This window comes from Mycolicibacterium celeriflavum (genome assembly GCF_010731795.1).
GTDB classification, from domain to species: Bacteria; Actinomycetota; Actinomycetes; order Mycobacteriales; family Mycobacteriaceae; genus Mycobacterium; species Mycobacterium celeriflavum.
Window position 1 is genome coordinate 1,985,920 of the sequence record NZ_AP022591.1, and the last position, 24,351, is coordinate 2,010,270.

At 68.7% G+C, this 24,351-nt stretch carries 21 protein-coding genes and 1 pseudogene; 9 read left to right on the forward strand and 13 right to left on the reverse strand.

Translation table 11 applies throughout. The features are described 5' to 3' along the window. Positions 1-82: 82 nt before the first annotated feature. The 3 genes and pseudogenes from G6N18_RS09730 (at position 83) to G6N18_RS09740 (ending at position 3,800) form a co-directional block, all read left to right on the forward strand. A pseudogene (locus G6N18_RS09730) lies at positions 83-1,163 on the forward strand (IS110 family RNA-guided transposase). Between the two features lie 420 nt (positions 1,164-1,583). Beyond that, a complete protein-coding gene (locus tag G6N18_RS09735; protein WP_067221167.1) occupies positions 1,584-2,420 on the forward strand; it encodes a bacteriocin biosynthesis cyclodehydratase domain-containing protein in 837 nt (278 codons plus the stop codon). A 42-nt stretch (positions 2,421-2,462) separates the two neighbouring features. Further along, positions 2,463-3,800, forward strand: a complete 1,338-nt coding sequence (locus G6N18_RS09740; protein WP_067221175.1) for a macrolide-binding ATPase MABP-1 — start codon at positions 2,463-2,465, stop codon at positions 3,798-3,800. Between the two features lie 19 nt (positions 3,801-3,819). Here G6N18_RS09740 and G6N18_RS09745 read toward each other — a convergent pair whose 3' ends face one another. From G6N18_RS09745 to G6N18_RS09760, 4 genes are all read right to left on the reverse strand, one after another. After that, positions 3,820-4,713, reverse strand: a complete 894-nt coding sequence (locus G6N18_RS09745; RefSeq protein ID WP_083004967.1) for an alpha/beta fold hydrolase — start codon at positions 4,711-4,713, stop codon at positions 3,820-3,822. A 68-nt stretch (positions 4,714-4,781) separates the two neighbouring features. Further along, a complete protein-coding gene (locus G6N18_RS09750) occupies positions 4,782-5,081 on the reverse strand; it encodes a WhiB family transcriptional regulator (protein WP_272937599.1) in 300 nt (99 codons plus the stop codon). A gap of 172 nt (positions 5,082-5,253) precedes the next feature. Then, positions 5,254-5,451, reverse strand: coding sequence for a hypothetical protein (locus tag G6N18_RS09755; RefSeq protein WP_083004962.1), 198 nt, complete (start codon positions 5,449-5,451; stop codon positions 5,254-5,256). Positions 5,452-5,563: 112 nt separating this feature from the next. Then, entirely contained in the window at positions 5,564-7,711 is a 2,148-nt protein-coding gene (locus tag G6N18_RS09760) for an ATP-dependent DNA helicase UvrD2 (protein ID WP_272937598.1), read from the reverse strand. A gap of 74 nt (positions 7,712-7,785) precedes the next feature. Between G6N18_RS09760 and G6N18_RS09765 the strand changes: the two genes are divergently transcribed. Then, positions 7,786-8,037 (forward strand): mycoredoxin, encoded by a 252-nt coding sequence (locus tag G6N18_RS09765; RefSeq protein WP_067221157.1) that lies wholly within the window; start codon positions 7,786-7,788, stop codon positions 8,035-8,037. A gap of 7 nt (positions 8,038-8,044) precedes the next feature. Here G6N18_RS09765 and nudC read toward each other — a convergent pair whose 3' ends face one another. Both nudC and G6N18_RS09775 read right to left on the reverse strand, forming a co-directional pair. Continuing rightward, the gene (gene nudC / locus G6N18_RS09770) at positions 8,045-8,971 is read right to left on the reverse strand and encodes an NAD(+) diphosphatase (RefSeq protein ID WP_067221154.1); all 927 of its coding nucleotides are present in this window, start codon (positions 8,969-8,971) and stop codon (positions 8,045-8,047) included. After that, positions 8,971-10,047: a potassium channel family protein gene (locus tag G6N18_RS09775; RefSeq protein WP_067221150.1), complete on the reverse strand. Its 1,077-nt coding sequence runs from the start codon at positions 10,045-10,047 to the stop codon at positions 8,971-8,973. Before G6N18_RS09775 ends, nudC begins: the two co-directional genes overlap by 1 nt. 48 nt (positions 10,048-10,095) lie before the next feature. Here G6N18_RS09775 and G6N18_RS09780 point away from each other — a divergent pair, with 48 nt between their 5' ends. Continuing rightward, on the forward strand, positions 10,096-10,491 hold the full coding sequence (locus G6N18_RS09780) for a DoxX family protein (RefSeq protein WP_067221146.1): 396 nt from the start codon (positions 10,096-10,098) through the stop codon (positions 10,489-10,491). On the opposite strand, the gene G6N18_RS09785 is transcribed toward G6N18_RS09780, so the two are convergent. Both G6N18_RS09785 and G6N18_RS09790 read right to left on the reverse strand, forming a co-directional pair. After that, positions 10,488-13,721, reverse strand: a complete 3,234-nt coding sequence (locus G6N18_RS09785; RefSeq protein ID WP_109749522.1) for an ATP-dependent helicase — start codon at positions 13,719-13,721, stop codon at positions 10,488-10,490. The two genes, G6N18_RS09780 and G6N18_RS09785, sit on opposite strands and share 4 nt — an antisense overlap. After that, complete coding sequence (locus G6N18_RS09790; RefSeq protein WP_067218988.1) at positions 13,718-16,840, reverse strand: ATP-dependent helicase; 3,123 nt, start codon at positions 16,838-16,840, stop codon at positions 13,718-13,720. Before G6N18_RS09790 ends, G6N18_RS09785 begins: the two co-directional genes overlap by 4 nt. Positions 16,841-16,883: 43 nt before the next feature. On the opposite strand from G6N18_RS09790, the gene G6N18_RS09795 reads away from it, so the two are divergent. Together G6N18_RS09795 and G6N18_RS09800 are read left to right on the forward strand one after the other, a co-directional pair. Continuing rightward, positions 16,884-17,669 carry an alpha/beta fold hydrolase gene (locus tag G6N18_RS09795; protein ID WP_109749521.1) on the forward strand — a complete coding sequence of 262 codons (786 nt, stop codon included), beginning with the start codon at positions 16,884-16,886 and terminating at the stop codon, positions 17,667-17,669. A gap of 2 nt (positions 17,670-17,671) precedes the next feature. Continuing rightward, entirely contained in the window at positions 17,672-17,968 is a 297-nt protein-coding gene (locus G6N18_RS09800; RefSeq protein WP_067218993.1) for an MGMT family protein, read from the forward strand. 78 nt (positions 17,969-18,046) lie between these two features. On the opposite strand, the gene G6N18_RS09805 is transcribed toward G6N18_RS09800, so the two are convergent. The 3 genes from G6N18_RS09805 to G6N18_RS09815 form a co-directional block, all read right to left on the reverse strand. Further along, on the reverse strand, positions 18,047-18,901 hold the full coding sequence (locus G6N18_RS09805) for a TIGR02569 family protein (RefSeq protein WP_059165730.1): 855 nt from the start codon (positions 18,899-18,901) through the stop codon (positions 18,047-18,049). 36 nt (positions 18,902-18,937) lie between these two features. Continuing rightward, the gene (gene moeZ / locus G6N18_RS09810; protein WP_083004957.1) at positions 18,938-20,116 is read right to left on the reverse strand and encodes an adenylyltransferase/sulfurtransferase MoeZ; all 1,179 of its coding nucleotides are present in this window, start codon (positions 20,114-20,116) and stop codon (positions 18,938-18,940) included. 192 nt (positions 20,117-20,308) lie between these two features. Next, entirely contained in the window at positions 20,309-21,370 is a 1,062-nt protein-coding gene (locus tag G6N18_RS09815) for a DUF3152 domain-containing protein (protein ID WP_082949266.1), read from the reverse strand. Positions 21,371-21,523: 153 nt separating this feature from the next. Between G6N18_RS09815 and G6N18_RS09820 the strand changes: the two genes are divergently transcribed. Next, positions 21,524-22,189 carry an HTH-type transcriptional activator FasR gene (locus G6N18_RS09820; protein ID WP_067219172.1) on the forward strand — a complete coding sequence of 222 codons (666 nt, stop codon included), beginning with the start codon at positions 21,524-21,526 and terminating at the stop codon, positions 22,187-22,189. On the opposite strand, the gene G6N18_RS09825 is transcribed toward G6N18_RS09820, so the two are convergent. Next, a complete protein-coding gene (locus G6N18_RS09825) occupies positions 22,176-22,421 on the reverse strand; it encodes a DUF3107 domain-containing protein (protein WP_059098976.1) in 246 nt (81 codons plus the stop codon). The genes G6N18_RS09820 and G6N18_RS09825 overlap by 14 nt on opposite strands. 233 nt (positions 22,422-22,654) lie before the next feature. Between G6N18_RS09825 and G6N18_RS09830 the strand changes: the two genes are divergently transcribed. After that, positions 22,655-23,407, forward strand: a complete 753-nt coding sequence (locus G6N18_RS09830) for a hypothetical protein (RefSeq protein WP_067219000.1) — start codon at positions 22,655-22,657, stop codon at positions 23,405-23,407. Positions 23,408-23,424: 17 nt separating this feature from the next. Here G6N18_RS09830 and G6N18_RS09835 read toward each other — a convergent pair whose 3' ends face one another. After that, positions 23,425-24,120, reverse strand: a complete 696-nt coding sequence (locus tag G6N18_RS09835; RefSeq protein WP_067219004.1) for a ferritin-like fold-containing protein — start codon at positions 24,118-24,120, stop codon at positions 23,425-23,427. Between the last annotated feature and the right edge of the window lie 231 nt (positions 24,121-24,351).

The following is a 24,351-nucleotide window of genomic DNA, read 5'->3' on the forward strand; positions in this document are numbered from 1 at the left end:
CTGGGGCCTCGCTCACATGTGAACGTGGGTTGCCGTCAGGAAGTGGTCCTGGCCGGTAGAGCCACAGATGTGGGAGGCCCCAGTGAAGGTTCAGCGTACGAGTGTTGGTTTGGATGTGCACGCACGTTCGGTGGTTGCGTGCGGTCTTGATGGTGACACCGGAGAGCTCTTCGAGCGGCGATTGACCCCGGATCACGGCGAGATCGTGGCGTGGCTGAACGACCTTCCGGGTCCGGTGGCCGCGACCTACGAGTCCGGCCCGACGGGGTTTGTGTTGGCGCGCAGCATCAACGCCGCCGGGATCAGGTGTTCGGTCGCCGCGTCGTCGAAGCTGCAGCGTCCGGTCGGTGATCGAGTCAAGACCGATAAACGCGATGCTCGCCATCTGGCCCGGTTGTTACATTTGGGCGAAATTGTGGAAGTCGAGATCCCTAGTGTTGAGCAGGAATCCGCACGCGATCTGTTCCGCGCGCGTGAGGCCTGCCGCAAAGATCTGATGGCCGCACGCAACCGGCTCTCGAAGCTGCTGCTGCGCCGGGGCATCGTCTACTACGGCGGGACGGCCTGGTCGCGCAATCACGAGCGATGGCTGCAAAGCCAGCGGTTCGACGACCCCGCGCTGGCGATCGCCTACGACACCGCCTTCGACACGATGCTGACCACCACCGCTCGCCGTGACCGCCTCGATGCAGCCATCACCGCGATGGCCGCCGATTCCACGTTCACCCCGGTGGTGACGCGGCTGGGGTGTCTGCGCGGTGTTTCCACGTTGACGGCGTTCGGGTTGGCCACCGAAATCGGTGACTGGCATCGGCTGACCGGCCGCTCGATCGGCGCCTATCTCGGGCTGGTGCCCTGCGAGTACTCCACGGGAGACAATCGGACCCAGGGCGGGCTGACCCGTACCGGCAACACCCACGCACGCCGGTTGCTGATCGAGGCGGCCTGGCATCACCGGCCAGCGTATCGGCCCGGCGAGGTGATGCGACGACGCTGGGATGCCGCCTCGGCGGCGGCACGGTCCGCGGCCAGCACGCCAACCGACGACTGCACGCCCGCTGGGTGCGATTCAACGAACGCCGCAAACGCCCGTGGTGGCCAACGCCGCCATCGCTCGCGAGCTGGCCGGCTGGTGCTGGTCATTGGCCGTCATGGAGGACTGAGGCCACCGATCGTCCAGGTGGGCGTATCGAGGTGTCGGCAAGCGTCTTGGAGTGACCCGCGAAAATCGCTATGAGCAATCATGTTGCCCTGCAAGTTGATCACGCTCGATCAGTAGACCTGCGATCCACTCCGACTCGAAGACCCGTCCTGCGGTAACCAACCCGCGCATATCAGACTGACACGCGTCGATAAGACACGCTCGACACCAACGGCTGCTCACCTGGTCAACGAAGCGGCGGCCGCGACGACGGTTGCGGCCGCCGCCTCACCCTGCCCACTTGACAAACCGCCCCCCATATCAGCGATTTGGGTGTCTTGGGTGGGTCGCGTTCAGCGCGACCACGTGCACCGAAACGCCGCTGCGCGCAGCCCTGTGGATAACTTCCGGTGGCCCTCGCGCGGCGTGGCACGCTCGACCGATGACGCGATATGCGCTGAGCGCGGCGACACCGGTGCTGCTGCGCCCGGACGGCGCCGTGCAGGTGGGCTGGGATCCGCGGCGCGCGGTCATGATCCGTCCGCCGGCAGGGCTACCCGCGGCGGCGGTGGCGAGCATGCTGCGCCATCTGCAGTCCGGCGCGAGCCAGGCCGACCTGCAAGCGCACGCCCCCACGGTTGACCGGGCAGTCGTCGAAGACCTGATCGCATTGTTGGTCGACGCCGGTCTGGTCACCCCCACCCGGGCTCGACGAGGCCGCGCCGCGGCGGTGCGCATCCACGGCCGCGGCCCGCTGTCCGATCTGCTCGCCACCGCGCTGCGATGTTCGGGTGCGCGCCTCACCCACAGCAACCGCAGCGACACCGGCGCGCCGACCGAGCCGACCGATCTGGTGGTGCTCACCGACTACCTGGTCGCCGACCCGCGCGTGGTGCGCGAGTTGCACGCCGCCGGGGTGGCACACCTGCCGGTGCGGGTGCGCGACGGCGTCGGCCTGGTCGGGCCGCTGGTCATCCCCGGCGTGACGAGCTGCCTCGGGTGCGCGGATTTGCATCGCAGCGACCGAGATGCGGCGTGGCCCGCGGTCGCCGCGCAGTTGCGCCACACCGTCGGATGCGCCGATCGGGCGACCGTGCTGGGCACTGCGGCGCTCGCGCTCAACCAGGTCGACCGGGTCATCCGGGCCGTCCGTGGCGGGGCCGACACGGGTGGCTCCGCCGGGCCGCCGCAGACGCTCGACACGACGCTGGAGTTCGACGTCAACGTGGGTTCGGTGGTGGCGAGGCGGTGGTCGCGTCATCCGGGCTGCGAATGTTGACATCCATTGTTGGCAAGTCGTCGCGGGGTGTTCAGCGCGGTCGTGGATGATGGTCTGGTGAGTGACATCAAGCGGGGCCGGGCCGCGCGAAACGCCAAGCTGGCGAGCCTGCCCGTCGGCATGGCGGGCCGGGCCGCGTTGGGCTTCGGTAAACGGCTGACCGGTAAGTCGAAGGACGAGGTCAACGCCGAGCTGATGGACAAGGCGGCCCAGCAGCTGTTCACCGTGCTCGGTGACCTCAAGGGCGGCGCGATGAAGGTCGGCCAGGCGCTGTCGGTGGTGGAGGCCGCGATCCCCGAGCGATACGGCAAGCCGTACCGCGAGGCGTTGACCAAGTTGCAGCGCGAGGCGCCGCCGCTGCCGGCGGCCAAGGTGCACCGGGTGCTGGATCAGCAACTGGGCACCAAGTGGCGCGAGCGGTTCCAGTCGTTCGACGACAAGGCGATAGCGTCGGCGAGCATCGGCCAGGTCCACAAGGCGGTGTGGTCAGACGGTCGCGAGGTGGCCGTCAAGATCCAGTACCCCGGCGCCGACGAGGCGTTGCGCGCCGACCTGAAGACCATGCAGCGCATGGTCGGTGTGCTCAAGCAGTTGGCCCCCGGCGCGGACGTGCAGGGCGTGGTCGACGAACTCATCGAGCGCACCGAGATGGAACTCGATTACCGGCTCGAGGCCGACAACCAGCGCGCGTTCGCCAAGGCCTACGAGGACGACCCGAAATTCGTGGTGCCCAAGGTGGTGGCCAGCGCGCCGAAGGTCGTCATTCAGGAGTGGATCGAGGGCATCCCGCTGTCGCAGATCATCCGCGAGGGCACCCAGGAGCAGCGTGACCTGATGGCGACCCGGCTGTTCGAGTTCTGCGACGATGCGCCGCGCCGGCTCGAGATGGTGCACGGGGACGCCCATCCTGGGAACTTCATGCTGCTGCCCGACGACAAGATGGGTGTCATCGACTTCGGCGCGGTGGCGCCGATGCCGGGCGGCTGGCCAGTGGAGCTCGGCCAGATTCTGCGCTACGCCGTCGACAAGGACTACGACAAGCTGCTGCCCACCATGGAGAAGGCCGGCTTCATCCAGAAGGGCCAGCAGGTTTCCACGCGCGAAATCGATGAGATGCTCAAGCAGTACGTCGAACCGCTGGAGGTTCCGGTCTTCCACTACCGCCGGTCGTGGTTGCAGCGGATGACCACGTTGGAACTCGACCGCGCGGCGGGCCAGATCAGAACCGCTCGGCAGATGGACATCCCGCCGAAGTTGGCGATTCCCATGCGGGTGATCGCATCGATCGTCGCGATCTCCTGTCAGCTCGACGCCCACGTCGACACCCGGCGCATCGCCGATGAGTACGTTCCCGGCTTCGCCAACCCCGACGACGTCTAGCGGCCCCAGTCCCCGAGGCTCAGTTCAAGAACTCGCCTAGCAGGCGTTCCACAACTTCGGGTTGATCGACAGGAATCAGGTGGTTGGCCTCGTCGATGAGTTCAATTCGCGCGTGGGGCAACCGATCGCGTAACCGGGCGGCCATCTTGGGCCCGTCGTGAAGTGACTCCCGCCGGCCGACCATCACGAGGACGGGAAACTCAGCGGAGTTGAGCCGTTGCAGGTCGCAGGACCCGGGTCGCAACAGCGACAGAACCGGTTTGTGGAATCCGATTGCGCCGGTGACGTACTGCTGGATGATCATCCGCCACGGGTCCTGTTGCAGGCGCCGCCGGCCCACCGGTGTGGCCGTTGCTTCGATGAACTTTTCCAGACGCGCCTCGGTCGGGCGAAGATGGTTGGCAAGTAACCCGGACAGAATCCAGGTGAAATGCTGGTTGCTGACCAGTCCGACCGGTGCGATCAACGCAAGACGTTCGATGCGGCCAGGAAAGGCCATGGCGTAATGCGTCGCCATCCAACTCCCCATCGACATGCCGACCACCGCGGCTCGTTGGATACCGAGGGCGCTCAGCGCCTCGTCGAGCCATTCGACGACGAGGCCCGCGCCGGTGATCGGCTTTATCGAAACGCTCTTGTTGAGATCGCCGGGGGCGTCGAGCATCGTGACGCTGTGGTTCGCCACGAAAGTCGGCAGGAGCGGTACCCAGGAGGCGGAGCTGAACGCCAGAGGATGGATCGCGACGAGCGGAGGCATCGCTGGATGTCCCGCCGTCAGTACGTGCGTCAGGCCGAAGGACGTCTCCACATCGGATTCGGTGATCGGTACGGGGCTGGACGCGAGTGCCGCGTCATAGAGCTCGACGTATCGAGCGCGCGCGTCGTCGGACCGAAATGCCGCGACCTTCGCCATGGCGCCCCCTTAGCCGATGGGATCAACGTAACGATCACTCGGCCGTCCCGCCGGGAAACCCGACACCCCTAAGCCGCTGCCGGGTTTTCCGTGTTCTTGCGTGGCCGGCCCCGCGGCCGTTTGCGAGCGATGACGGTCCCGCGTTCGAGGATCTCACCACCCCAAACGCCCCATGGCTCTTGACGTTCCAGCGCAGCGGCCAGGCACTCGCGGCGGATCGGGCAATCCGCGCACAACGCCTTGGCGCGCTCGAGCTCGACGGGGTCTTCGGCGAACCACAGATCCGGATCGGCTCTGTGACACGGCACCGTCAACTTCGTCTTCTCTCGGCATGTCCCCGATGGGACGCTCTTTGCGCGAGCGCTCATCGCAGATGACATGGCTCGTACCTCGGCTTCCTTGGTTTCGTATCTCTTCGGATCAGTTCTGGCTGGATCCGGGACCGAGTCTTCGAGGCGTCGAACGGCTTTCGAAAGACGAAGGCCACGGATCCGGTTGACTGCGGGTCCGTGGCCTCTGTGGCGGAGATCGTGGCTTTACCTAAGTGGTGCCCCGATCGACGGACGATGCAGTCGCGGCGGCGGCGCGGCGCTTACGCTGCGGGGTGATGGCAGCGGCGGCAGCGGCGGCGTGCGCGGGATGGGCCGCAGCGGCGGTGGCGACGACGTGGAGGGCCCGCGGCATGCCGGCAGCCGGAATGGCCGCGCCTACGCCGGTGAACGCGCTGTTGCTGTTCACGATGTCGGCCCCTCCTCTCGCACAAAAAGCACCCAAGCGGTGCGATGTCGAGGCTAAGGGTAACAGCCGCAACGCACAACCGATTTTCTGACCTGCGGGTTTGGCGCGATTTTTACGACGATTGGCGTCCCTTGACCATGGCGAGCACATCGGCGCCGTACTGCTCGAGCTTGCGGGCGCCGATGCCCGGAATGGCGACCAGCGCGGCATCGTCGGCCGGCAGCATCTCGGCGATCGCGATCAGCGTGTTATCGGTGAATACCACGTAGGCGGGCACGCTCATTTCCTTGGAGGTGCGCAGCCGCCAGTCCTTGAGTTCGGTGAGCAGTTGCTCGTCGACGTCGGACGGGCAACTTTCGCAGCGGCGCAACATGATCGCGGGCGGTGCGGTCAACACGCTGTTGCATATGCGGCAGCGCGGGGTGGCGCCGCGCGCACGCCGCGGCTTCGTCGGGGCGTCCCCGCCATGTGACGACTGCGGTGCGATGCCGTTGAGGAAGCGGGACGGCTTGCGGCTCTGCCGTCCACCGGGCGTTCGGGCCAGCGCCCAACTGAGCGCCAAATGCACTCTCGCCCTGGTGATTCCGACGTAGAGGAGCCGACGCTCCTCTTCCACCGCTTCGCTGTCCGGGCCATGCGCGAGGGCGTGGGAGATCGGCAGCGTGCCATCAGCGAGGCCGACCAGGAACACGGCGTCCCACTCGAGGCCTTTGGCCGCATGCAGCGACGCGAGCGTGACGCCCTGCACGGTGGGAGGATGCCGGGCGTCGGCGCGCTGCCGCAGTTCGACGAGCAGAGCAGGCAGGTCCAGTGACGGGCGCAGCGCCACTTCCTCGGCGACGAGTTCGGCCAGCGCGGTCAGCGCCTCCCACCGCTCGCGCGCCCTGGTGCCTGCGGGGGGTTCGGCGGTCAGCCCCAGCGGCTCCAACACGACGCGCACCGCCTCGGGCAGTCCCTCGGCGTCGTCGGTGTCCACACCGCGTTCGGCAGCCCGTTGCAACGCCACCAGCGCCTGTCGGATCTCCTGACGGCTGAAGAACCCTTCGCCGCCGCGGACCTGAAACGGCACACCGGCTTCGGTGAGCGCTTCCTCGTAGACCTCCGACTGCGCGTTGATCCGGTACAGCACCGCGATCTCGGCCGGTTCGGTGCCGGATTCGAGCAGCCGTTTGACCTGTTTGGCCACCGCGTTGGCCTCGGCGACCTCGTCGGGGTACTCGGCGAACGTCGGCGCCGGGCCGGGGTCTCGCTGCCCGACCAGATGCAGCCTGCTGCCCGCCATCCGGCCGCGCGCGGCGGCGATGACTCGGTTGGCCAGCGACACCACCTGCGGCGTGGACCGGTAGTCGCGTTCGAGGCGGACCACCGCCGCATCGGGGAAGCGCCGGGAGAAGTCCAGAAGATAGCGGGGGGTCGCGCCGGTGAACGAGTAGATGGTCTGGTTGGCGTCGCCGACGACGGTCAGGTCGTCGCGCTCACCGAGCCAGGCGTCGAGCACCCGCTGCTGCAGGGGCGTGACGTCCTGGTACTCGTCGACGACGAAACAGCGGTAGCGGTCGCGGAACTCCTGCGCCACGGCGGCGTCGTTCTCGATCGCCGCGGCGGTGTGCAGCAGGAGGTCGTCGAAGTCCAGCAGGGTCGTGCCGTCGCGACGGGCCTTCAGCGCCTCATAGCCGGTGTAGACGGCCGCAACTTTCGCCGCATCGAACGGGATGTCGCGGCCGGCCTGCGCGACCGCGGCCGGATACGCCTCGGGGCTGATCAACGACGCCTTCGCCCACTCGATCTCGCTCGCGAGGTCACGCACGTCGTCGGTGCCCGTCGACAGACCGACCCGGTTAGCGGCCTGCGCCACCACCGCGAACTTGGTGTCGAGCAGTTCCCAGATCGTGTTGCCGACGACGCGGGGCCAGAAATAGGACAGCTGGCGGCGGGCGGCGGCGTGAAACGTCATCGCCTGCACCGAACCGGTGCCCACCCCGCCGGAAGCGGCGTCGAGCGCCCTCAGGCGAGCGCGCATCTCCCCGGCCGCGCGCGAGGTGAACGTCACCGCGAGCACCTGGCCGGGTGCGACGTGCCCGCCCGCGACGAGGTGGGCGATGCGGCGGGTGATGGTGCGCGTCTTGCCGGTACCGGCACCGGCCAGCACGCACACCGGTCCGCGGGCGGCAAGCACGGCCTCGCGCTGCTCGTCGTCGAGGTCGTCAATCGGGCTCGTGCCACTGTGCACCGAAGCGGCCTCTACCGACATGCGGTCCATCTTGGCAGGGGCCGGTGACAAATGGCCGGTACGCCGTCGGGCATGTTCGCTCCATCGGTTACGTTGAACGCGTTATGAGCGCAGCACAGACTCCCGTGATCATGTACACCACCACCTGGTGTGGCTACTGCGTGCGCCTGAAGAAGGCGCTGCAGGCGGAGGGCATCGCGTTCACCGAGGTCGACATCGAGAACGATCCCGCGGCTGCGGAGTTCGTGGCCTCCGCCAACGGCGGCAACCAGACCGTGCCGACGCTGAAGCTTCCCGACGGTTCGACGTTGACGAACCCGACCGCGCGCGACGTCAAGGCCAAGCTGGCGGGTTAGTTCGCCCTCAGCCCTGCGCGACCCAGGATTCGATGATCTCGCGCGCGATCGAGATCGACCCCGGAAGCAGCAGCCGCGACGTGGAGTCGCTGCTCCAGTCGCCGTGCTCCAGCGCGTCGCGGATCTCGGCGCGGGTGAACCAGGCCGCCTCGGCGATCTCGCCGTCGTTGAACGAGAACTCCTGCTCGGGATCGCCGATCGCGTGAAAGCCGACCATCAGCGACCGCGGGAACGGCCATGGCTGGCTGCCGAGGTAGGTCACGTCGGTGACCGTGAGCCCGATCTCCTCGGCGATCTCGCGGACGACGCAGCTCTCGAACGACTCACCGGCCTCGACAAAGCCCGCGAGTATCGAGAACAGCCGCTCCGGCCACACCGTCTGGCGGGCCAGCACTGCGCGGTCGTGTCCGTCGTGCACCAGGCAGATGACCGCGGGATCGATGCGCGGAAACTCCTCGTGGCCGTTGACCGGGTTGACCCGCGCCCAACCGCCCTTGACGGCCTTGGTCGGCGACCCGTCCACCGCGCTGAAGCGCGCGCTGTCATGCCAGTTGAGCAGCGCGGTCGCGGTCGCGACGAGTTGCGCGCTGACATCGTCGAACACCTGGCCGGCCCGGCGCAGGTCGAGCACCTCGGTTTCGGTGTGCGGGTCTTCCGGCCCTTCGAGCGCACCGCGGATCGCCCACACATGGCGGCCGTCGTTGAGCCGGCCGAGGAACACCGCGTTCTCCGGCGGGCGATCGCCCAGCTTGGCGGCGTCGCCGAGCACGACCCGGCCGTCGGCGAGCAACACCTGGTTGCGGCGGTCGACGCGCAGCACCAGCGCGTCGGGCCACCCGGCCAGCGCCGCGTCGACGTCGGTGCGCAGGGCGTCGGCGCGGTCGGCACCGACGCGGGACAGCAGGGGGACGTTACGAAGCCGGAACGGCGCCATCATTCGGAGTCCGCGCTCCGGATGTAGAGCAGCCGGTCGCCGGCTTCGACCGTGTCCACCTCCGGTGAGTCGACGCGCAGCAGCTGTCCGTCGCGCACCACGCCGAGCACGATGTCATGAAGGTGGCGCGGAGATCCGCCCGCCTCTTTGGGCGTCACTTCCCGTTCGGCGATCGCAAAGCCGGCATCCGGTGTCAACAGATCCTCCATGATCTGCACGACGCTGGGCGTCTGGGTGGCGATACCGAGCAGCCGGCCGGCGGTCTCCGAGGACACCACAGTGGAATCGGCACCCGACTGCCGCAGCAGATGCTGATTGTCGGATTCGCGGGCGGCGGCGATGATCTTGGCGTTCGGCGCCAGTTCCCGCGCCGTCAACGTGACCAGCACGGCGCTGGCGTCGTCGTCGGTGGCCACGATGATCGATTTCGCGTGCTGGGCGCTGGCCAGCCGCAGGATGTCGGCTTTGGTGGCGTCGCCGTGAACGGTGACCAGCCCGGCACCGCGGGCCCGCTCGAGCACCGCTGCGTTCTCGTCGACGACGACGATGTCGGCGGGGGCGACCTCGTCGCCGACCATCGCGGCGACCGCCGTCCTGCCCTTGGTGCCGTAGCCGATGACGACGGTGTGGTTGCGCACTCTGCTCCTCCATCGCTGGATCTTCAATGCCGCGCGCGACTGGCTGGTCAGCGTCTCCACTGTGGTGCCGATCAGCACGATCAGGAACGCCACCCGCAGCGGCGTTATCACCAGCACGTTGATCAACCGGGCTTCGGGCGTGAACGGGGTGATGTCGCCGTAGCCGGTGGTCGACAGCGACACCGTCGCGTAGTACAGGCAGTCCAGCAGCGACAGGGTGTTGTCCTGCACGTCGCGGTAGCCGTCGCGGTCCAGATAGACGATGAGAACCGCCGCGAACAGCGCCGCCGTCGCATAGATGACCCGCCGGATGATCCGCTGAGTGGGGCTGACGAACGGCTCGGGAATTCGCAGGATGTCGACGAGCCGCGAGTCCGGCTGTGAGGTCAGGTCCTGCTCGATCGCGGCGAGCCGGCGCCGCAGCCTACCTTTTGCCACGAGGACCCGTTACCGGTCCCGCAGGGGTGTGCACGCCACAATGTAATCATGACCTCTCCCCTGCCCGAACTGCAGCAACCGCCCGCCCCTTCGCGCGCCTACCGAATGGGGGCCGGCCTGCTCGGCATGGGGACGTTGCATTTTGTCGCGCCGAAGCCGTTCGACACGATCATTCCCGCCGAGTTGCCCGGCAGCCCGCGCTTCTACACGTATGCGTCGGGCCTCGCCGAACTCGGTGTGGGCGGCATGCTGCTCGCGCCGAAGACCCGACGCGTCGGCGCGCTCGCCGCGGTGGCACTGTTCCTCGCGGTGTTCCCGGCCAACGTCAACATGGTCCGGCTCTGGAAAGACAAGCCGCTGCCGATGCGGCTGGGCGCGATCGCCCGTCTGCCGCTGCAGATTCCGATGATCCTCGAGGCTGTGAAGGTATACCGGGAGTCCTAGGCCGCCTCCAGCAGTCCCGTGAGTTCCTCGACGCCGGGCAGTGGATCGGGGACGACAGTCGTGCCGCTGCGGACATAGTGGAACGCGGCCCGCACCGATTCGACCGCGCAGCCGCGCAGCGCCGCCCACGCCAGCCGGTACACCGCCAACTGAACCGCGTTGTGCCGCTGAGCTTCCGGTGTGCCCGGCGGCTGTCCGGTCTTCCAGTCCACCACGGTGACGCCGCCGTCGTCGTCGGCGAAGACCGCGTCGATACGGCCGCGCACCACCCTGCCCCCGATCACCATGTCGAACGGGACCTCCACATCGATCGGGGTGCGGGCGGCCCATGGCGAAACCGCGAACGCCGCCTGCAGTTCGGCCAGTTCATCGGCAACAGCGGCGTCGTGGTCGACCGCGCCCGGCAGATCGTCGAGGTCGAACAACCGCTCGGCGTGGTAGAAGCGCTGCACCCAGTCGTGAAACGCCGTGCCCAGCAAGGCATGCGGATCGGGACGGGTCGGCAGCCTACGGCGCAGCCGCTGCCCGACCGCCTCGGGATCCCTGCCGAGTTCCACCAGCGTGCTGACCGACACCTGAAGGGGCAGTGGCGGCGCCGGTGTGTCGGTCACCCGGTCGCGTTCGGCGATGAGCGCGTCGACGTCGGCCACCCAGCCTTCATAGTCGACGGGCTGCTCATCACATCCGCCGGCCATCGCCTCGGCCACCAGCGCGGCACCCCGCTCGACGTCGACGCGGCGCGATCCGGCCGGGTCGGCAGGCCACACGGCTTCAATCACCTCGTCGCGCAACGGATTCGGTTCACCGTCGGCGGGAGTGGGCGCCCAATGTTCGATGACGCCGCACGGTTCGCCCGTGGCGGCGGACCGGTCGATGACGTCCTTGAGCTCACACAGGAATTCCGACGGTCCGCGGGCCTTGCCCTCGGCCGCCCCCCAGTGATGACCCGAGAGCAGCAGCGTGTCTTCGGCGCGGGTGAGCGCCACATAGAGCAATCGACGCTCCTCGTCGATGCGGCGCTGCTCGAGGCTCTTCTTGTGGTCGGCGATCGCATCGGAGAGCCGCTTGCGGTCGTTGACGTCGGCGGTGTCGAGAACTGGGACGCCGTGCTCGGACGTCGTGGCCCGGTCGCCACGCAGCAGCGGCGGCAAATCGCCGGCGTCGGTGAGCCAGGTGCGAGCGGCGCCGGTGGACGGGAAGACCCGGCCGCTCAGGTGCGGAACGGCCACCACCTGCCATTCGAGTCCCTTCGCCGCGTGGATGGTCAGGATCTGCACCCGGTCGGTCGCGACGGACGCCTCGGCGGGGGCGAGGCCGTTCTCCACCTGTTCGGCGGCGTCGAGATAGGCCAGAAACCCGGTGACGCCGGCCCCGGGACGACTCGCGAAGTCCGCGACCACGTCGGCGAACGCGTCGAGATGTTCGGTACCCGTCCAGCCCGCCGAGACCGGACGGCGCGCGCGCACCTCGGTGTCGACGCCGAGAACCCGACGCACCTCGGCGACGAGTTCGGGCAGCGGGTTCGACAGGTGCGCGCGCAACGCGGTCAGCTCGCGACCCAACGCCACGATCCGGGCATAGCCCGTCGGCGAATATGCCTCGGGCGCACCGGGGTCGGTGACGGCTTCGGCCAGGCAGGCGGCATCGGCGTCGGGGCCGGCTTGCACGGCGATCCGCTCCGCGGCGTCCGCAGTCGCCACGCCGCCGGTGTCGTCGAGGTGCACCGCCCGCCGCCACAGTGCGGTGATGTCGCGTCCGCCCAGCCGCCACCGCGGCCCGGTGAGCACGCGCATGGCCGCGCTGCCGGCTGTGGGGTCGGCGATCAGCCGCAGCATCGCGACCACGTCGGCCACCTCCGGCACACCGAGCAGACCAGCCAGCCCGACGACTTCGACGGGCACACCGCGTGCGGTGAGCGCGTCGGCCATCGGCGAGGCGTCGGCGTTACGCCGCACCAGCACAGCGGTCGTCGGCGCCGGCACGCCGCGCCCGCGCGCCCCGTCGTAGAGAGCGGCGATGTGGTCGGCGACCCACTCACGTTCGGCCACAACGTTGTTCAACAATGCGCACCGGATGGTTCCCGGATCGGCGTCGGGCCGCGGCCGCAGTGAGCGCACCGCCACCGAACGGCGCCGCGCCTGCGCGGATACCGCGTTCGCCAGGTAGAGCGCGCGAGGCGGATTGCGCCAGCTGGTGCGCAGCTCCAGCGTGGGCGCCGGTGTGCCGTCCGAGCGGGGGAAGTCGGTGGTGAAGCGCGGCAGATTGGTGGCCGATGCGCCGCGCCAGCCGTAGATCGACTGGATGGGGTCGCCGACGGCGGTCAGCGCGAGGTCGTCGTCCACGCCGCCACCGAACAACGACGACAGGGCGACCCGCTGCGCATGGCCGGTGTCTTGGTACTCGTCAAGCAGCACCACCCGGTACCGGCTGCGCAGTTGTTCGCCGACGCGCGGGAACTGCTCGGCCAGTCGGGCCGCCGAAGCCATCTGGATGCCGAAGTCCATCACCTTCTCGGCACGCATCCGGCGGTGCAGCTCGTCGATCAGCGGCACCAGTTCGGTGCGCTCGGTCTGGGTGGCCAGCAGCCGCAGCAGCCACTGGCTCGGGCCGCGGTCGCGTTGGTACGGCCCGGCGGGCAGCGTGTGCACCAGCCGCTCGAGTTCGACGTGGGTATCGCGCAGCTGGTCGGTGTCGACGAGGTGCTCGGCGAGCTGACCCGCCAGCCGCAGCACCATGGAGGTGACCGCCGCCGGTGTCTTCTCGGTGTCCAGCTCGGGGTGCTCGCACACGACACGGAAAGCCAACTGCCACAGTTCGGTTTCGCTCAGCAACCGGGTATCCGGCTCGACGGGCAGCAGCAGCCCGTGCTCACGCAGCAGGTCCCCCGCGAACGCGTGGTAGGTGCTGATGGTGGGCGGTTCGTCGGCGTCACCCGCTGGGTAAAAGGTGCCCGTTCCCGACAGGCGCGCCAGGCGGGTGCGGACCCGGCGCAGCAGTTGTCCGGCGGCCTTGCGGGTGAAGGTCAGCCCGAGTACCTCGCCGGGGCGGGCGTAGCCGTTGGCGACCAGCCACACCACCCGTGCGGCCATGGTCTCGGTCTTGCCCGCACCGGCGCCCGCGATGACCACCAGAGGTCCAGGTGGTGCGGCGATCACCGCGGCCTGCTCGTCGGTCGGCGCGAACATGCCCAGCGCCGCGGCGAGTTCGGACGGACTGTAGCGCGCGGTCATGACACACCTCCGGTGGCGGTTTGGGCGGGGCACATCGACCGCACGGGGCAGTGACTGCATCCGTCGTTGATCCGCGCGACGAATTCCGGGCCCTGAGTGGCCGCCGCGGCCCGGCGCACGGTGTCGCGCCACTCGGTGTGCTTCTCCGCGGTCAGCGCGTCCTGCTCCCGCTGGGTGGCACCGGCGGCGCCGGTCTTGCCGAGGTAGACCAGGCGACCACCGCCCGGTGACTCACCATGACCGAGCAGACCTTTCGCGATCGCCAGCTGATACATCGCCAGCTGCGCATGGCTCTGCGCGTCGTCCTTGGTCACCGGGCTCTTGCCCGTCTTGAGGTCGACCACCACGAGCCGGCCTTCGCTGTCGCGCTCGAGGCGGTCGACCCGACCTCGAACCCGCACGTCGGGCGCGCCGTCATCGCAGTCGACGACCACGCCGTCGACTGCGACCTCGCTGCCCACCTCGGTGAGCTCGTCGCGGGTCTGCGCGCGCCACTGCGCGAACGTCGCCAACATCGCGCGGTGGCGGCCGAGTTCGTTGTCGGCATACCAGCGGGAGTCGAACGGCAGGCGGGGCCAGAGCTTCTCGAGAACGTTGACCATCTGGCTTTCGGTGCGCCCGGGGTCGGCGACCAGGGCATGCACCAGCGACCCGACCGCCGAGCGCACGTCGCGACCGTCGGCGCCGCCGTGGCGTTCGAGCAGCCAGCGCAGCGGGCAGTCGGTGAGCATCTGCAACGTCGACGGGGAGAGCGTCACGGTATGGTCGTCGCCACTCCACAGCGGTTCTTCGCTGGACAACGGCGTCATGGTCTGCCACTGCGCAGGGTCGGCGCCCGGCACCCCGGCCGCCGCCAGCCGAGCCAACTGTGTTGCCGCACAGGCCCGCACGTCGTCGTCGGCCGCGCCGTCGGCGGCGCACACCACCCCCCGTAACCGCCCGACCAGCGCGGCAGGCGCCAACATCCGCGGCGCGGTGACCGGTGTGGTGATGTCGGGTACAGCGTCACCCGCCTGCTCGGCGAGTTCGTGGCAGAACGCCGAGGGGAGCATCGACTCGTCACCACTGTCGCTGTCGACCGCCGTCACCAGCAGGCGACCGCGGGCACGTCCCAGCGCGGCGATGAGCAACCGGCGCTCCTCCGCCAGCAACGGCGCCCTGGTCGACACTCCCCGGTCGCCTTCCGCGGTGACACCGTCGAGCACGTCGACGAGTTCCTGGGTGGCCAGCACGCCGCCGCGGGGAATCGTGTTGGGCCACAGCCCTTCCTGCATACCGGCGATGACGACGAACTCCCACTCACGGCCCAGCGCGGCGTGGGCGCTGAGCACCGCGACCGCCTCGACGTCGCCGCCGTGCTCACGGGCGGGCAGGCCGAGTCCCGCGACGTGGTCGATGAGCCCGCGCAGGGATGCCGCCGGGGTGCGGTTGACGTACTGCTCGGCGACGTCGAACAGGGCGGTGACGGCGTCAAGGTCCCGGTCGGCCTGCGCACCCGACGGGCCGCCGCGTTCGCTTGCGGCCAGCCAGCGCCGTTGCAGACCCGAGCGGTGCCAGGCCTGCCACAGCGTGTAGCGCGGGTCGTCCCCGTCGTCGGCGCTGCGGCGGGCCCCGACCAGCACCCTGCGCACGCGACTCAACGGACGGGCCAGGTTGTCGGGCAACCCGTCGACGCCGTGCTGCAACGCCTCGACGAGCAGGTCGCCGAAATCCCTTGGCGGCCGGGAACCATCGAACCGCCGCAACGCGCGGCGCAACTGGCGCAAGGACACCGGATCGACACGGCCGATCGGTCCGGTGATCAGCGCCGAGGCCCGCTCGACGTCCAAACCCTGCGCGGTCGCGGCGAGCACTGTGAGCAGCGCCTGCACCGCGGGCTGCTGACCCACCGGCGTCGACGACGGCATGTCGACGGGAACGCCCGCGGCCGCCAGCGTGCGGGCCACCGCGGCACCGAGGCGGGGCACGGACCGCACGATGACCGCCATCTGCGACCAGGGCACCCCGTCGACCAGGTGGGCGCGCCGCAGCGCGTCGGCGATCAGCGCCGCCTCGGCATGCGGCGAGGCGGCGATACGTACCGCGAGCGTGCCCGCCGGGCCGGGTGTTCCGGTCAGCACACGACCTTTGTCGGCACCCGGCAAGCGTCGCGCGACTCCGGTGATGGCGTCGGCGATCGCCGGTGCGCAGCGGCGGGATTCGGTCAGCACGATCGCCGCCTCGTCGCCACGCAGCAGCGCAGGATCTGCCCCGCGGTAGCCGAACACCGCCTGGTTGGGATCGCCCGCGAGCACGGTGAGTTCGGCCCCTTGGGCCAGCACGCGTACCAGCCGTGCGGCCTGCGGGTCCAGTTGCTGCGCGTCGTCGACGAGGAGCAGTTTGACGCGGGACCGCTCGCCGGCCAGCAGCTCGGCGTCGGTGCCGAACGCCTCCAGCGCCGCCCCCACCAGTTCTGCGGCGCCGAGCGCGGGGATGGTGGCTTGCGGCGCGGCCATTCCGACGGCCGAGCGCAAAAGCATGATCTGCTCGTAGGCCTGCGCGAACTGACCGGCCGCCAGCCACTCCGGCTTGCCCGAGCGCCGTCCGATGCGTTGCAGGTCAAGGGGATCCACACCGCGTTCGGTGCAGCGCGCGAGCAGGTCACGCAGCTCGTTGGCGAAGCCGACGGTGCTCAACGCCGGCCGCAGGTGATGCGGCCACGCGATCGCCGACCGGTCGCCGTCCTCCACGTCGCCGGCGAGCAGTTCCCGCACAATGCCGTCCTGTTCGGCTGCGGTGATCAACCGCGGCGGCGGGTCGCCATTGCGCTGCGCCGCGAGTCGCAGGACCGCGAAGGCGTATGAATGCACGGTGCGCACCAGCGGTTCACGCACAGCGGTGTGCGAGCTCGCTCGCAGCAGTTCGGCGGTGATGGCAGCGCGGGCCCGCACCCCGAGGCGAGCCGAACCGGTCAGCAGTAGAACGGCTTCGGGCTCAGTGCCCGCGGCGATGTGCGCCGCCGCGGTCTGCACCAACAGCGTGCTCTTACCGGTGCCCGCACCCCCGATCACGCGCACCACGCCGCGCATGCCGGGCTCGGTGAGCGCGGTCGGGCTGAGATCGGTCTGTGGCGCGGACATGAACGCATGACACCACGGGGGTCCGACAAGTGGGCGGCACCGGATGCTGGCAGCATCAACACCTGTGACCGAACTCCTGCATGTTCACCGCTACGGTCCGCCGGGTTCGGCGCAGGTATTGGCCATCCACGGCCTGACCGGGCACGGGCAGAGGTGGCAGACGTTGGCGACGCAGCATCTGTCCGAGTTCGCGGTCGCCGCGCCGGACCTGCTCGGCCACGGTCGTTCGTCATGGGCGGCGCCGTGGACGATCGAAGCCAATGTGGCGGCGCTGGCCGGGTTGCTCGACGGGCCGGTCGTGGTTGTCGGGCATTCGTTCGGCGGTGCGATCGCGTTGAGTCTCGCTGCTGCGCGACCGGATTTGGTGTCGGCGCTCGTATTGCTCGATCCCGCAGTGGGGTTGGACGGCAGGTGGATGCGCGACATCGCCGACGACATGTTCGCCTCGCCGGACTATCCCGACCGCGCCGAAGCACGCGCGGAGAAGGTGAACGGGTCATGGGGCGAGGTGGACGCGAACGAGCTGGAGCGCGAACTCGACGAGCACCTGATCGACCTGCCGACCGGCCGGTGCGGTTGGCGGATCAGCATTCCCGCGATGATGGCCTACTGGAGCGAGCTCGCGCGTCCGATTACGTTACCGTCCAACGGTGTTCCGGTAACGCTGGTACGGGCGATGAAGACCGACCCGCCGTATGTCACCGACGACTTGCTCACAGGAATCGCCGACCGTCCCGACTTCACACTGATCGAATTCGATTGCGACCACATGGTGGCTCAAGCCCGGCCCGAAGAGACCGCGGGCCTGATCCGCGAGCGATTGAACTAGCGATGGCCGCGATCACCGACGAACAGGTCGAAGCGGTGCGCGCTCTGGTGGCGTCCATTCCTGCCGGTCGCGTGTCGACGTACGGCGACATCGCCGAGGCGGCAGGGCTTTCCAGTCCGCGCATCGTCGGCTGGATCATGCGCACCGACTCGTCGGACCTGCCGTGGCACCGCGTGATCACCGCGTCGGGGAAGCCCGCACCGCACCTGGCGACGCGTCAGCTGGAGCGGCTGCGGGCAGAAGGCGTGCTCGCGCACGACGGCCGGATACGGCTCAGCGAGGTTCGGCACACGTTCTGAGCACGTCGAGTGAGAACTGACGGCTGTGCTCGATACCGGGTCGCGACCAGGAATGCTATTTCGCGCGCAAAAGGCGCCCTAGAGCACCAGGCGCACCAACGCCGCCGTGCGAGCCAGTCCGGGGAACGCGGCAGCCGTCGACCGCGGGTGAAGCGCGTGCACCGCGATGCGGAACATCAGCGCGCGCAACAACATCTGCGGCCATTCGGGCAACGGGCTCCACCGTTCGATGAGCCCGTCGTCGGCTTCGCCCCAGGACAGCGCGTCGACCACGACGACGCCGGCCGCCCACGATGCCGGCCGCCAGTACGGGATGATGTCGGTGATCCCCGGCGCGGCGGTGCCCGCGAAAAGCACTGTGCCGTAAAGATCCCCGTGCACCAGTTGGCTGGGGCTCTTCGTCGGCCTGCGCAGCCCGGCGAGTTGGTTGAGCAGTTCGACCGAGCGCTGCCCGTCGGCCGAACCGGGCGCCACGCGTGCGCCCGGCGGCAGCGAATGCAGCGGGCGTTCCTCCCACGCTGCGCGGTCGGCGGCGATGAACACGTCGACGTCGGCCCACGGCGCCACCGGCGGCTGTGTCAGAAACCTCGGGCGTTCCAGCTTGGCCGTCGCCTCGTGCAGCCGCACCGCGGCCGAGACCACCTCGTCGTGGCGCGGCTCCGGGGTCCCCGCTACGAAGGTATCCGCGCGCCAGCCGGCGACCACGTACCGTCCGTCGGTGGAGCGCACGGGACGCGCCAACCGCACTCCGTCGACGAACAACGTCTCCCGCACCTTGGCCGACCAGGCGGCCCGGGCATGGTCGGCGACCATCGACAGCACGACTTCGCCGCAGCGCCAGCCGCCTTCCCAGCTCGATCCGAGAGGAACCGGCGCAACGCCGGTCAGGCCGAACGCGGCCAGCACATGATCCGGTGGCCGTTCGACAGTCACCACCTCAGCGTAAGCCGAATACCGGCTAACCAGCCGTTAGTACATGACCATGTCGGGTTCGAGTTGGTTGCCCCAGGCCACGATTCCGCCCTGAACATGCATCGCGTCGGAAAATCCCGCCTTCTTCGCGATCGCCAACACCTCGGCGGAGCGCACCCCGGTCTTGCAGTAGAACACCGGCGTGCGGTCGACCGGCAGCCTCGCCAGCGCCTCACCCGACTCGAAGGAGCCCTTCGGGATCAGCTCGGCACCCTCGATGCGGTTGATGTCCCACTCGACCTGCTCACGCACGTCGATCAGGGCCAGCGGCTTGCCGGAATCCAGCAGCTCCTTGAGCTCGCGCGGGGTGATCGTGGAGTCGGCAGCGGCTTCGGCGGCGGCATCGGAGACGACGCCGCAGAACTCGTCGTAGTCGATCAGCTCGGTGATCTTCGGCGTCGAGGGGTCCTTGCGGATCTTGATGGTGCGGTACGTCATGTCCAGCGCGTCGTAGACCATCAGGCGGCCCAGCAGCGTTTCCCCGATTCCGGTGATCAGCTTGATCGCCTCGGTGCCCATCACCGACGCGACCGAGGCGCACAGGATGCCCAGCACGCCGCCCTCCGCGCAGGACGGCACCATCCCGGGTGGCGGCGGCTCCGGGTACAGGTCGCGGTAGTTCAGGCCCCGACCGTCGGGGGCGTCCTCCCAGAACACCGAGATCTGGCCCTCGAACCGGTAGATCGAGCCCCACACATACGGCTTGTGCGCCAGCACCGCGGCATCGTTGACCAGATAGCGCGTGGCGAAGTTGTCGGTGCCGTCCAGGATCAGGTCATACTGCTCGAACAGCTCGACCGCGTTGTCGGGCTCGAGGCGGAACTGGTGCAGCCGGACGTCTACCAGCGGGTTGATGTCGAGGATCGAGTCACGGGCGCTTTCGGCCTTGGACCGGCCGATGTCGGACTGGCCGTGGATGATCTGGCGCTGCAGGTTCGACTCGTCGACCACGTCGAACTCGACGATTCCGATCGTGCCGACGCCGGCCGCGGCGAGGTACAACAGCGTCGGCGAACCCAGCCCGCCGGCGCCGATGACCAGCACCCGGGCGTTCTTCAGCCGCTTTTGCCCGTCCAGGCCGAGGTCCGGGATGATGAGGTGGCGGCTGTAGCGCGCAACTTCCTCGCGGGTGAGTTCGGCCGCCGGTTCGACCAGCGGCGGCAACGGTGTCGACACCGAGAAATCTCCTTGTTTGACGTCTGCAGACCATCTCAGCAGGTACGACTTTCAACAGCAATGCGACCTCAGCGCTTCCCGCACGCTCGCCGGCTGTGAGCGTGCGGGAAACGCTGGAAAACGTCGGCGTGTCGTGTGCAAACCCGCACGTTCGCGCAGAAGACGCAACGGAGGGGGTGACGCAGGTCTCGCTCAGGCGATCGGGTACGGCCAGGGGTTGGGCTTGCAGGTGTGGTTGTCCGGCTGCACCGACTGCGGGTCGAACCGCGCGGCATCGTTGTTGTTGGTCGAGAAGGTCTGCTGCATCATCACCGGCGCCAGCTGATCGTTACCCCCGCACGGCTCGTGCCGCTGATAGCCGATCGCGTGGCCGACCTCGTGGTTGATCAGGTACTGCCGATACGAGCCGACGTCGCCCTGAAACGGCACCGCGCCGCGCACCCAGCGCGCCTCGTTGATGAACACGCGCGGCTGGCCGTCGGCGTAAGCCGGGTTGTAGCAGGACGCCTCCAGCTGGATGTCGTATCCGCAGCCTTCGCGAACGGTCATCGGCGTGCTCAGCGAGATGCGGAAGTCGGGCTCGCCGCCCGACGCCGCGTCGAGGCGGATGAACGCGAACTGCGGATTGTGCGTCCAGCTCTTGGGGTTGGCCAGCGTCTCGCTGACCATGCGGGCGAACGCCTCATCGCCGCCGAACGTCGCGGTGTCGATGCCGTTTTCGACCTCGACGGTGTATCTGAACACCTTCGCGGTGCCCTGCCCGACCTGGGCCGTGGTGCCCGGCACGATGTGCCACGTCTTGGCGCCGGCTTGGGTGAACGGCCCGCCCTGAGGCAGGATTCCGGTCGGCAGGTTCGCGTCGAACTGTGTCAGCCCTTTCGGCGGCGCGCCGATGATCGCCGTGCTGGCCACCCCGATGGTCGGTGGACCCTGCACCGGGCCCTCGGCCTGCTTGGGCGCGGGCGCGCTGGTGCCGGTGATCGTCTGGTACACCACGACCGCGGTCACGACGACGAGGACCGGCAGCGCGTAGGCCCGCCAGCCGTAGGTGGAAAGGAAGCGGCCGAGCCACGTCTGCTTGCGAATCCCGCGGTGCTCCTCGCGATTGGACCTGACCCGTCCCGAGCTCTCGGCGAGCGGGTCACGTTGAGCGCGCAGCGGCTCGCGCCACTCGTCGCGCAGCACGGGCACGCGGCCGCCGCCGCGACGCTCTGGACCCAGTTGTCCTCCTCGCGTGCGGGAGTCGTAGGTCACCGAAACAGGATGACACAGGCCAGCGCCGTCGAACTTCCGGCGCGCCACCGTCGGCTGGAGTCGCTGTGAGCCGTGCCTCACGTGCGCGCATTGCCAACGGTAGTAGTGTCATTGCGAAAAACTACAGCCAGATGACGCCAGATGAAGGAAGTGATGAGCGATCTCGCCAACACCGCCGCGAGGAGAGGCGCACAGCCGGGCAGCGGCGAAGTGTTGAACCGCCGGGGCAGCAGACTGCCGCGCGATGAGCGCCGCGGCCAACTCCTGGCCGCTGCCAGCGAGGTTTTCGTCGATCGCGGCTACCACGCCGCAGGGATGGACGAGATCGCCGACCGTGCCGGTGTGAGCAAACCCGTTCTCTACCAACACTTCTCGTCGAAGTTGGAGCTGTATCTTGCGGTGCTGGCCAGGCACGTGGAAAACCTGGTGTCCGGAGTGCGCCAGGCGCTGCGCACCACCACCGACAACCGCCAGCGGCTGCGCGCCGCGGTCCAGGCGTTCTTCGACTTCATCGAGCATGACGGCCAGGGCTACCGGCTGATCTTCGAGAACGATTACGTCAACGAACCGCAGGTCGCCGCGCAGGTGAAGGTGGCGACCGAAGCGTGCACCGACGCGGTGTTCGACCTGATCAGCCGGGATTCGGGGCTGGAGGCGCACCGCGCCAGGATGATCGCGGTCGGCCTGGTGGCGATCAGCGTGGACTCCGCGCGGTACTGGCTCAACAACGAACGACCGATCTCGAAGGACGCCGCGGTCGAGGGCACGGTGCAGTTCGCCTGGGGCGGCCTGTCACACGTGCCGCTTACCCGGTCTTAGCCCCGAGTCCGACCCCGAAGCCGACGCGCCGAACATCGGCGGCGCCGATCTCCACGTAGGCGATCTTGGACGTCTGCACCAGGAAACGCCGACCCTTCTCGTCGGTCAGCGCGAGCACGCCCGAGTCCTTGGCCAGCGCGTCGGTGAACAGTTTCTCCACCTCGCTTGGTGTCTGCGCGCTGTTGAAGCTCAGCTCGCGCGGGCTGTCCGTGACACCGATCTTGACCTCCACGCCGTGGTCCCTTTCCGTTGCACCGAAGAACTTGACGCAAGGCTAATGGACGGCGCGCCGCGCGCAGCGCGGCGGTGAGTTCGCGGTCGGCGAAGCTCCGAGATCAACGGCGACCGAACCGAGTCCGGACCGTAACCAACACACCAGCCGCTGAACCTCACCCGTCACTCCAGCATCGATAGCATCAGGCCCGGCAACAATTTCCGTGCCCCACACGACCCGGGAAAACCCATATGAACAGGCCTTACACTGCGCATTCACCGTATTCGCTGACCCCGACCGAACGGATCCCCAGCTACGCCGGATACGCCGGACCACCCGCCGCGGACCTCGATTACGAGCACGACGGGATGCCGGCGCCCGAGGAGTACGAGGACTACGACGAGTACGAACAGCAGTACGACGAGGAGCGCATCGATCGGCGCTGGATGTGGGTGGCCGGGATCGCCGGCGTGATCCTGTTCATCGCAATCGGAACCACCGGCATCATCCTCGGCGGCGGCGACAGCGGTTCGGTGTCAGCCACCGCGACCTCGGATGCACCCACGCTGTCGAGTGCGCCGGCCACCACGACCGCCCCGCGGGCCGGCGGCACCCAGCCCGTCCCCTCGTCGCTGCCGCCGGAGACGGTCACGACTGTCAGCCCGACCGCCGAGACGACCGCGCCACCCACCTCGGCCCAGCCCGCGGCCGTCCCGCCGCCTGCACCGGTATCACCGCGCACCATCACCTACCGGGTGACGGGCAACCGCCAGCTGATCGACCTGGTGACGGTGATCTACACCGACGGCCAGGGCGCCCTGAGGACCGAGGTCAACGTCGCGCTGCCGTGGGCCAAGCAGGTGGTGCTCGAACCCGGTGTGGAGCTCAAGTCGGTCACCGCGACCAGCGTCGCCGGCCAGCTGAACTGCAGCATCACCGATGCGGCGGGCACGCTGATCACCGCGCAGAACAACAATTCGATGATCGCCAGCTGCACCCAGTAGCGCAGTCACGGCGGGGGTCAGGCCAGCCCGAGCTCCTGCATGCGGGAGGTGTGTGTGCGCTGCAGCCGGTCGAAGAACTCGGTCAGTTGCGTCAGCCCTTCGCCGCTGGCCATCACCAGATCGACCAACTCGTCGTGATCGGCCAACACGAACTGCGCCTGGGTGATCGCCTCACCGAGCAGGCGACGCGACCACAGCGCGAGCCGGTGCCGCTGCTTCTCGCTGGCCGTCACCGCCGCGCGCACCTCGGCGACGACGAACTGCGAGTGGCCGGTCTCCGACAGCACCGCGCGCACCACTTCGGCGACCTCGGCGGGCATCGAGTCGGCGATCTCGAGGTAGAAGTCGGCGGCCAGAGCATCGCCGACATATGTCTTGACCAAAGCCTCGAGCCAGGTGCTCGGAGTGGTCAGCCGGTGGTAATTCTCAAGTGCTGACGCGTATTTCGTCATCGCCGGCACGACGTCCACTCCGCGGCGCTCGAGCGCGTCCCGCAGCACCTCGTAGTGGTTCATCTCGGCGGCCGCCATGCTGGCCATGTTGATGCGTCCGCGCAGGTTCGGCGCCATGCGCGCCTCGTCGGTGAGCCGGTAGAACGCCGCCACCTCGCCGTAAGCCAGCAGCGCGAAAAGTTCGTTGACGCCGGGATGCTCGGCCGACACACCTGACGTCGCCGAGTCGGTTTGCCCGGGTGCCGGTGGCGTCGAGTTCATGGGCCCAACTCTAAACGTCACCGCGCCTGGCCGGTCGGGCGAACATCACCAGGTATGATGGTTTCGGGCAGCGGCATTGAAGAAAGCTCGCCGCCACCCAAGAAATGTGCGTGCACGCAGTCGGCCCGCCTACCTCAGCGCCGGGCTCTGGTCTTCACTGGCCATTACTTTTGTCGAACTCGTGCGCGCGTGGAAGCCATGAGGATGACAATTGAAAGGCCTCGTTTTCGC

Coding starts and splice junctions, on each gene's coding strand:
- G6N18_RS09750 (WP_272937599.1), bottom strand. CDS start 5,081: ATGAGCGCTCGCGCAAAGAGCGTCCCATCGGGGACATGCCGAGAGAAG.
- G6N18_RS09795 (WP_109749521.1), top strand. CDS start 16,884: ATGCTGGCAGCATCAACACCTGTGACCGAACTCCTGCATGTTCACCGC.
- G6N18_RS09760 (WP_272937598.1), bottom strand. CDS start 7,711: ATGGACCGCATGTCGGTAGAGGCCGCTTCGGTGCACAGTGGCACGAGC.
- nudC (WP_067221154.1), bottom strand. CDS start 8,971: ATGGCGCCGTTCCGGCTTCGTAACGTCCCCCTGCTGTCCCGCGTCGGT.
- G6N18_RS09820 (WP_067219172.1), top strand. CDS start 21,524: ATGAGCGATCTCGCCAACACCGCCGCGAGGAGAGGCGCACAGCCGGGC.
- G6N18_RS09780 (WP_067221146.1), top strand. CDS start 10,096: ATGACCTCTCCCCTGCCCGAACTGCAGCAACCGCCCGCCCCTTCGCGC.
- G6N18_RS09765 (WP_067221157.1), top strand. CDS start 7,786: ATGAGCGCAGCACAGACTCCCGTGATCATGTACACCACCACCTGGTGT.
- G6N18_RS09785 (WP_109749522.1), bottom strand. CDS start 13,721: ATGACCGCGCGCTACAGTCCGTCCGAACTCGCCGCGGCGCTGGGCATG.
- G6N18_RS09790 (WP_067218988.1), bottom strand. CDS start 16,840: ATGTCCGCGCCACAGACCGATCTCAGCCCGACCGCGCTCACCGAGCCC.
- G6N18_RS09835 (WP_067219004.1), bottom strand. CDS start 24,120: ATGAACTCGACGCCACCGGCACCCGGGCAAACCGACTCGGCGACGTCA.
- G6N18_RS09745 (WP_083004967.1), bottom strand. CDS start 4,713: ATGGCGAAGGTCGCGGCATTTCGGTCCGACGACGCGCGCGCTCGATAC.
- G6N18_RS09830 (WP_067219000.1), top strand. CDS start 22,655: ATGAACAGGCCTTACACTGCGCATTCACCGTATTCGCTGACCCCGACC.
- G6N18_RS09800 (WP_067218993.1), top strand. CDS start 17,672: ATGGCCGCGATCACCGACGAACAGGTCGAAGCGGTGCGCGCTCTGGTG.
- G6N18_RS09735 (WP_067221167.1), top strand. CDS start 1,584: ATGACGCGATATGCGCTGAGCGCGGCGACACCGGTGCTGCTGCGCCCG.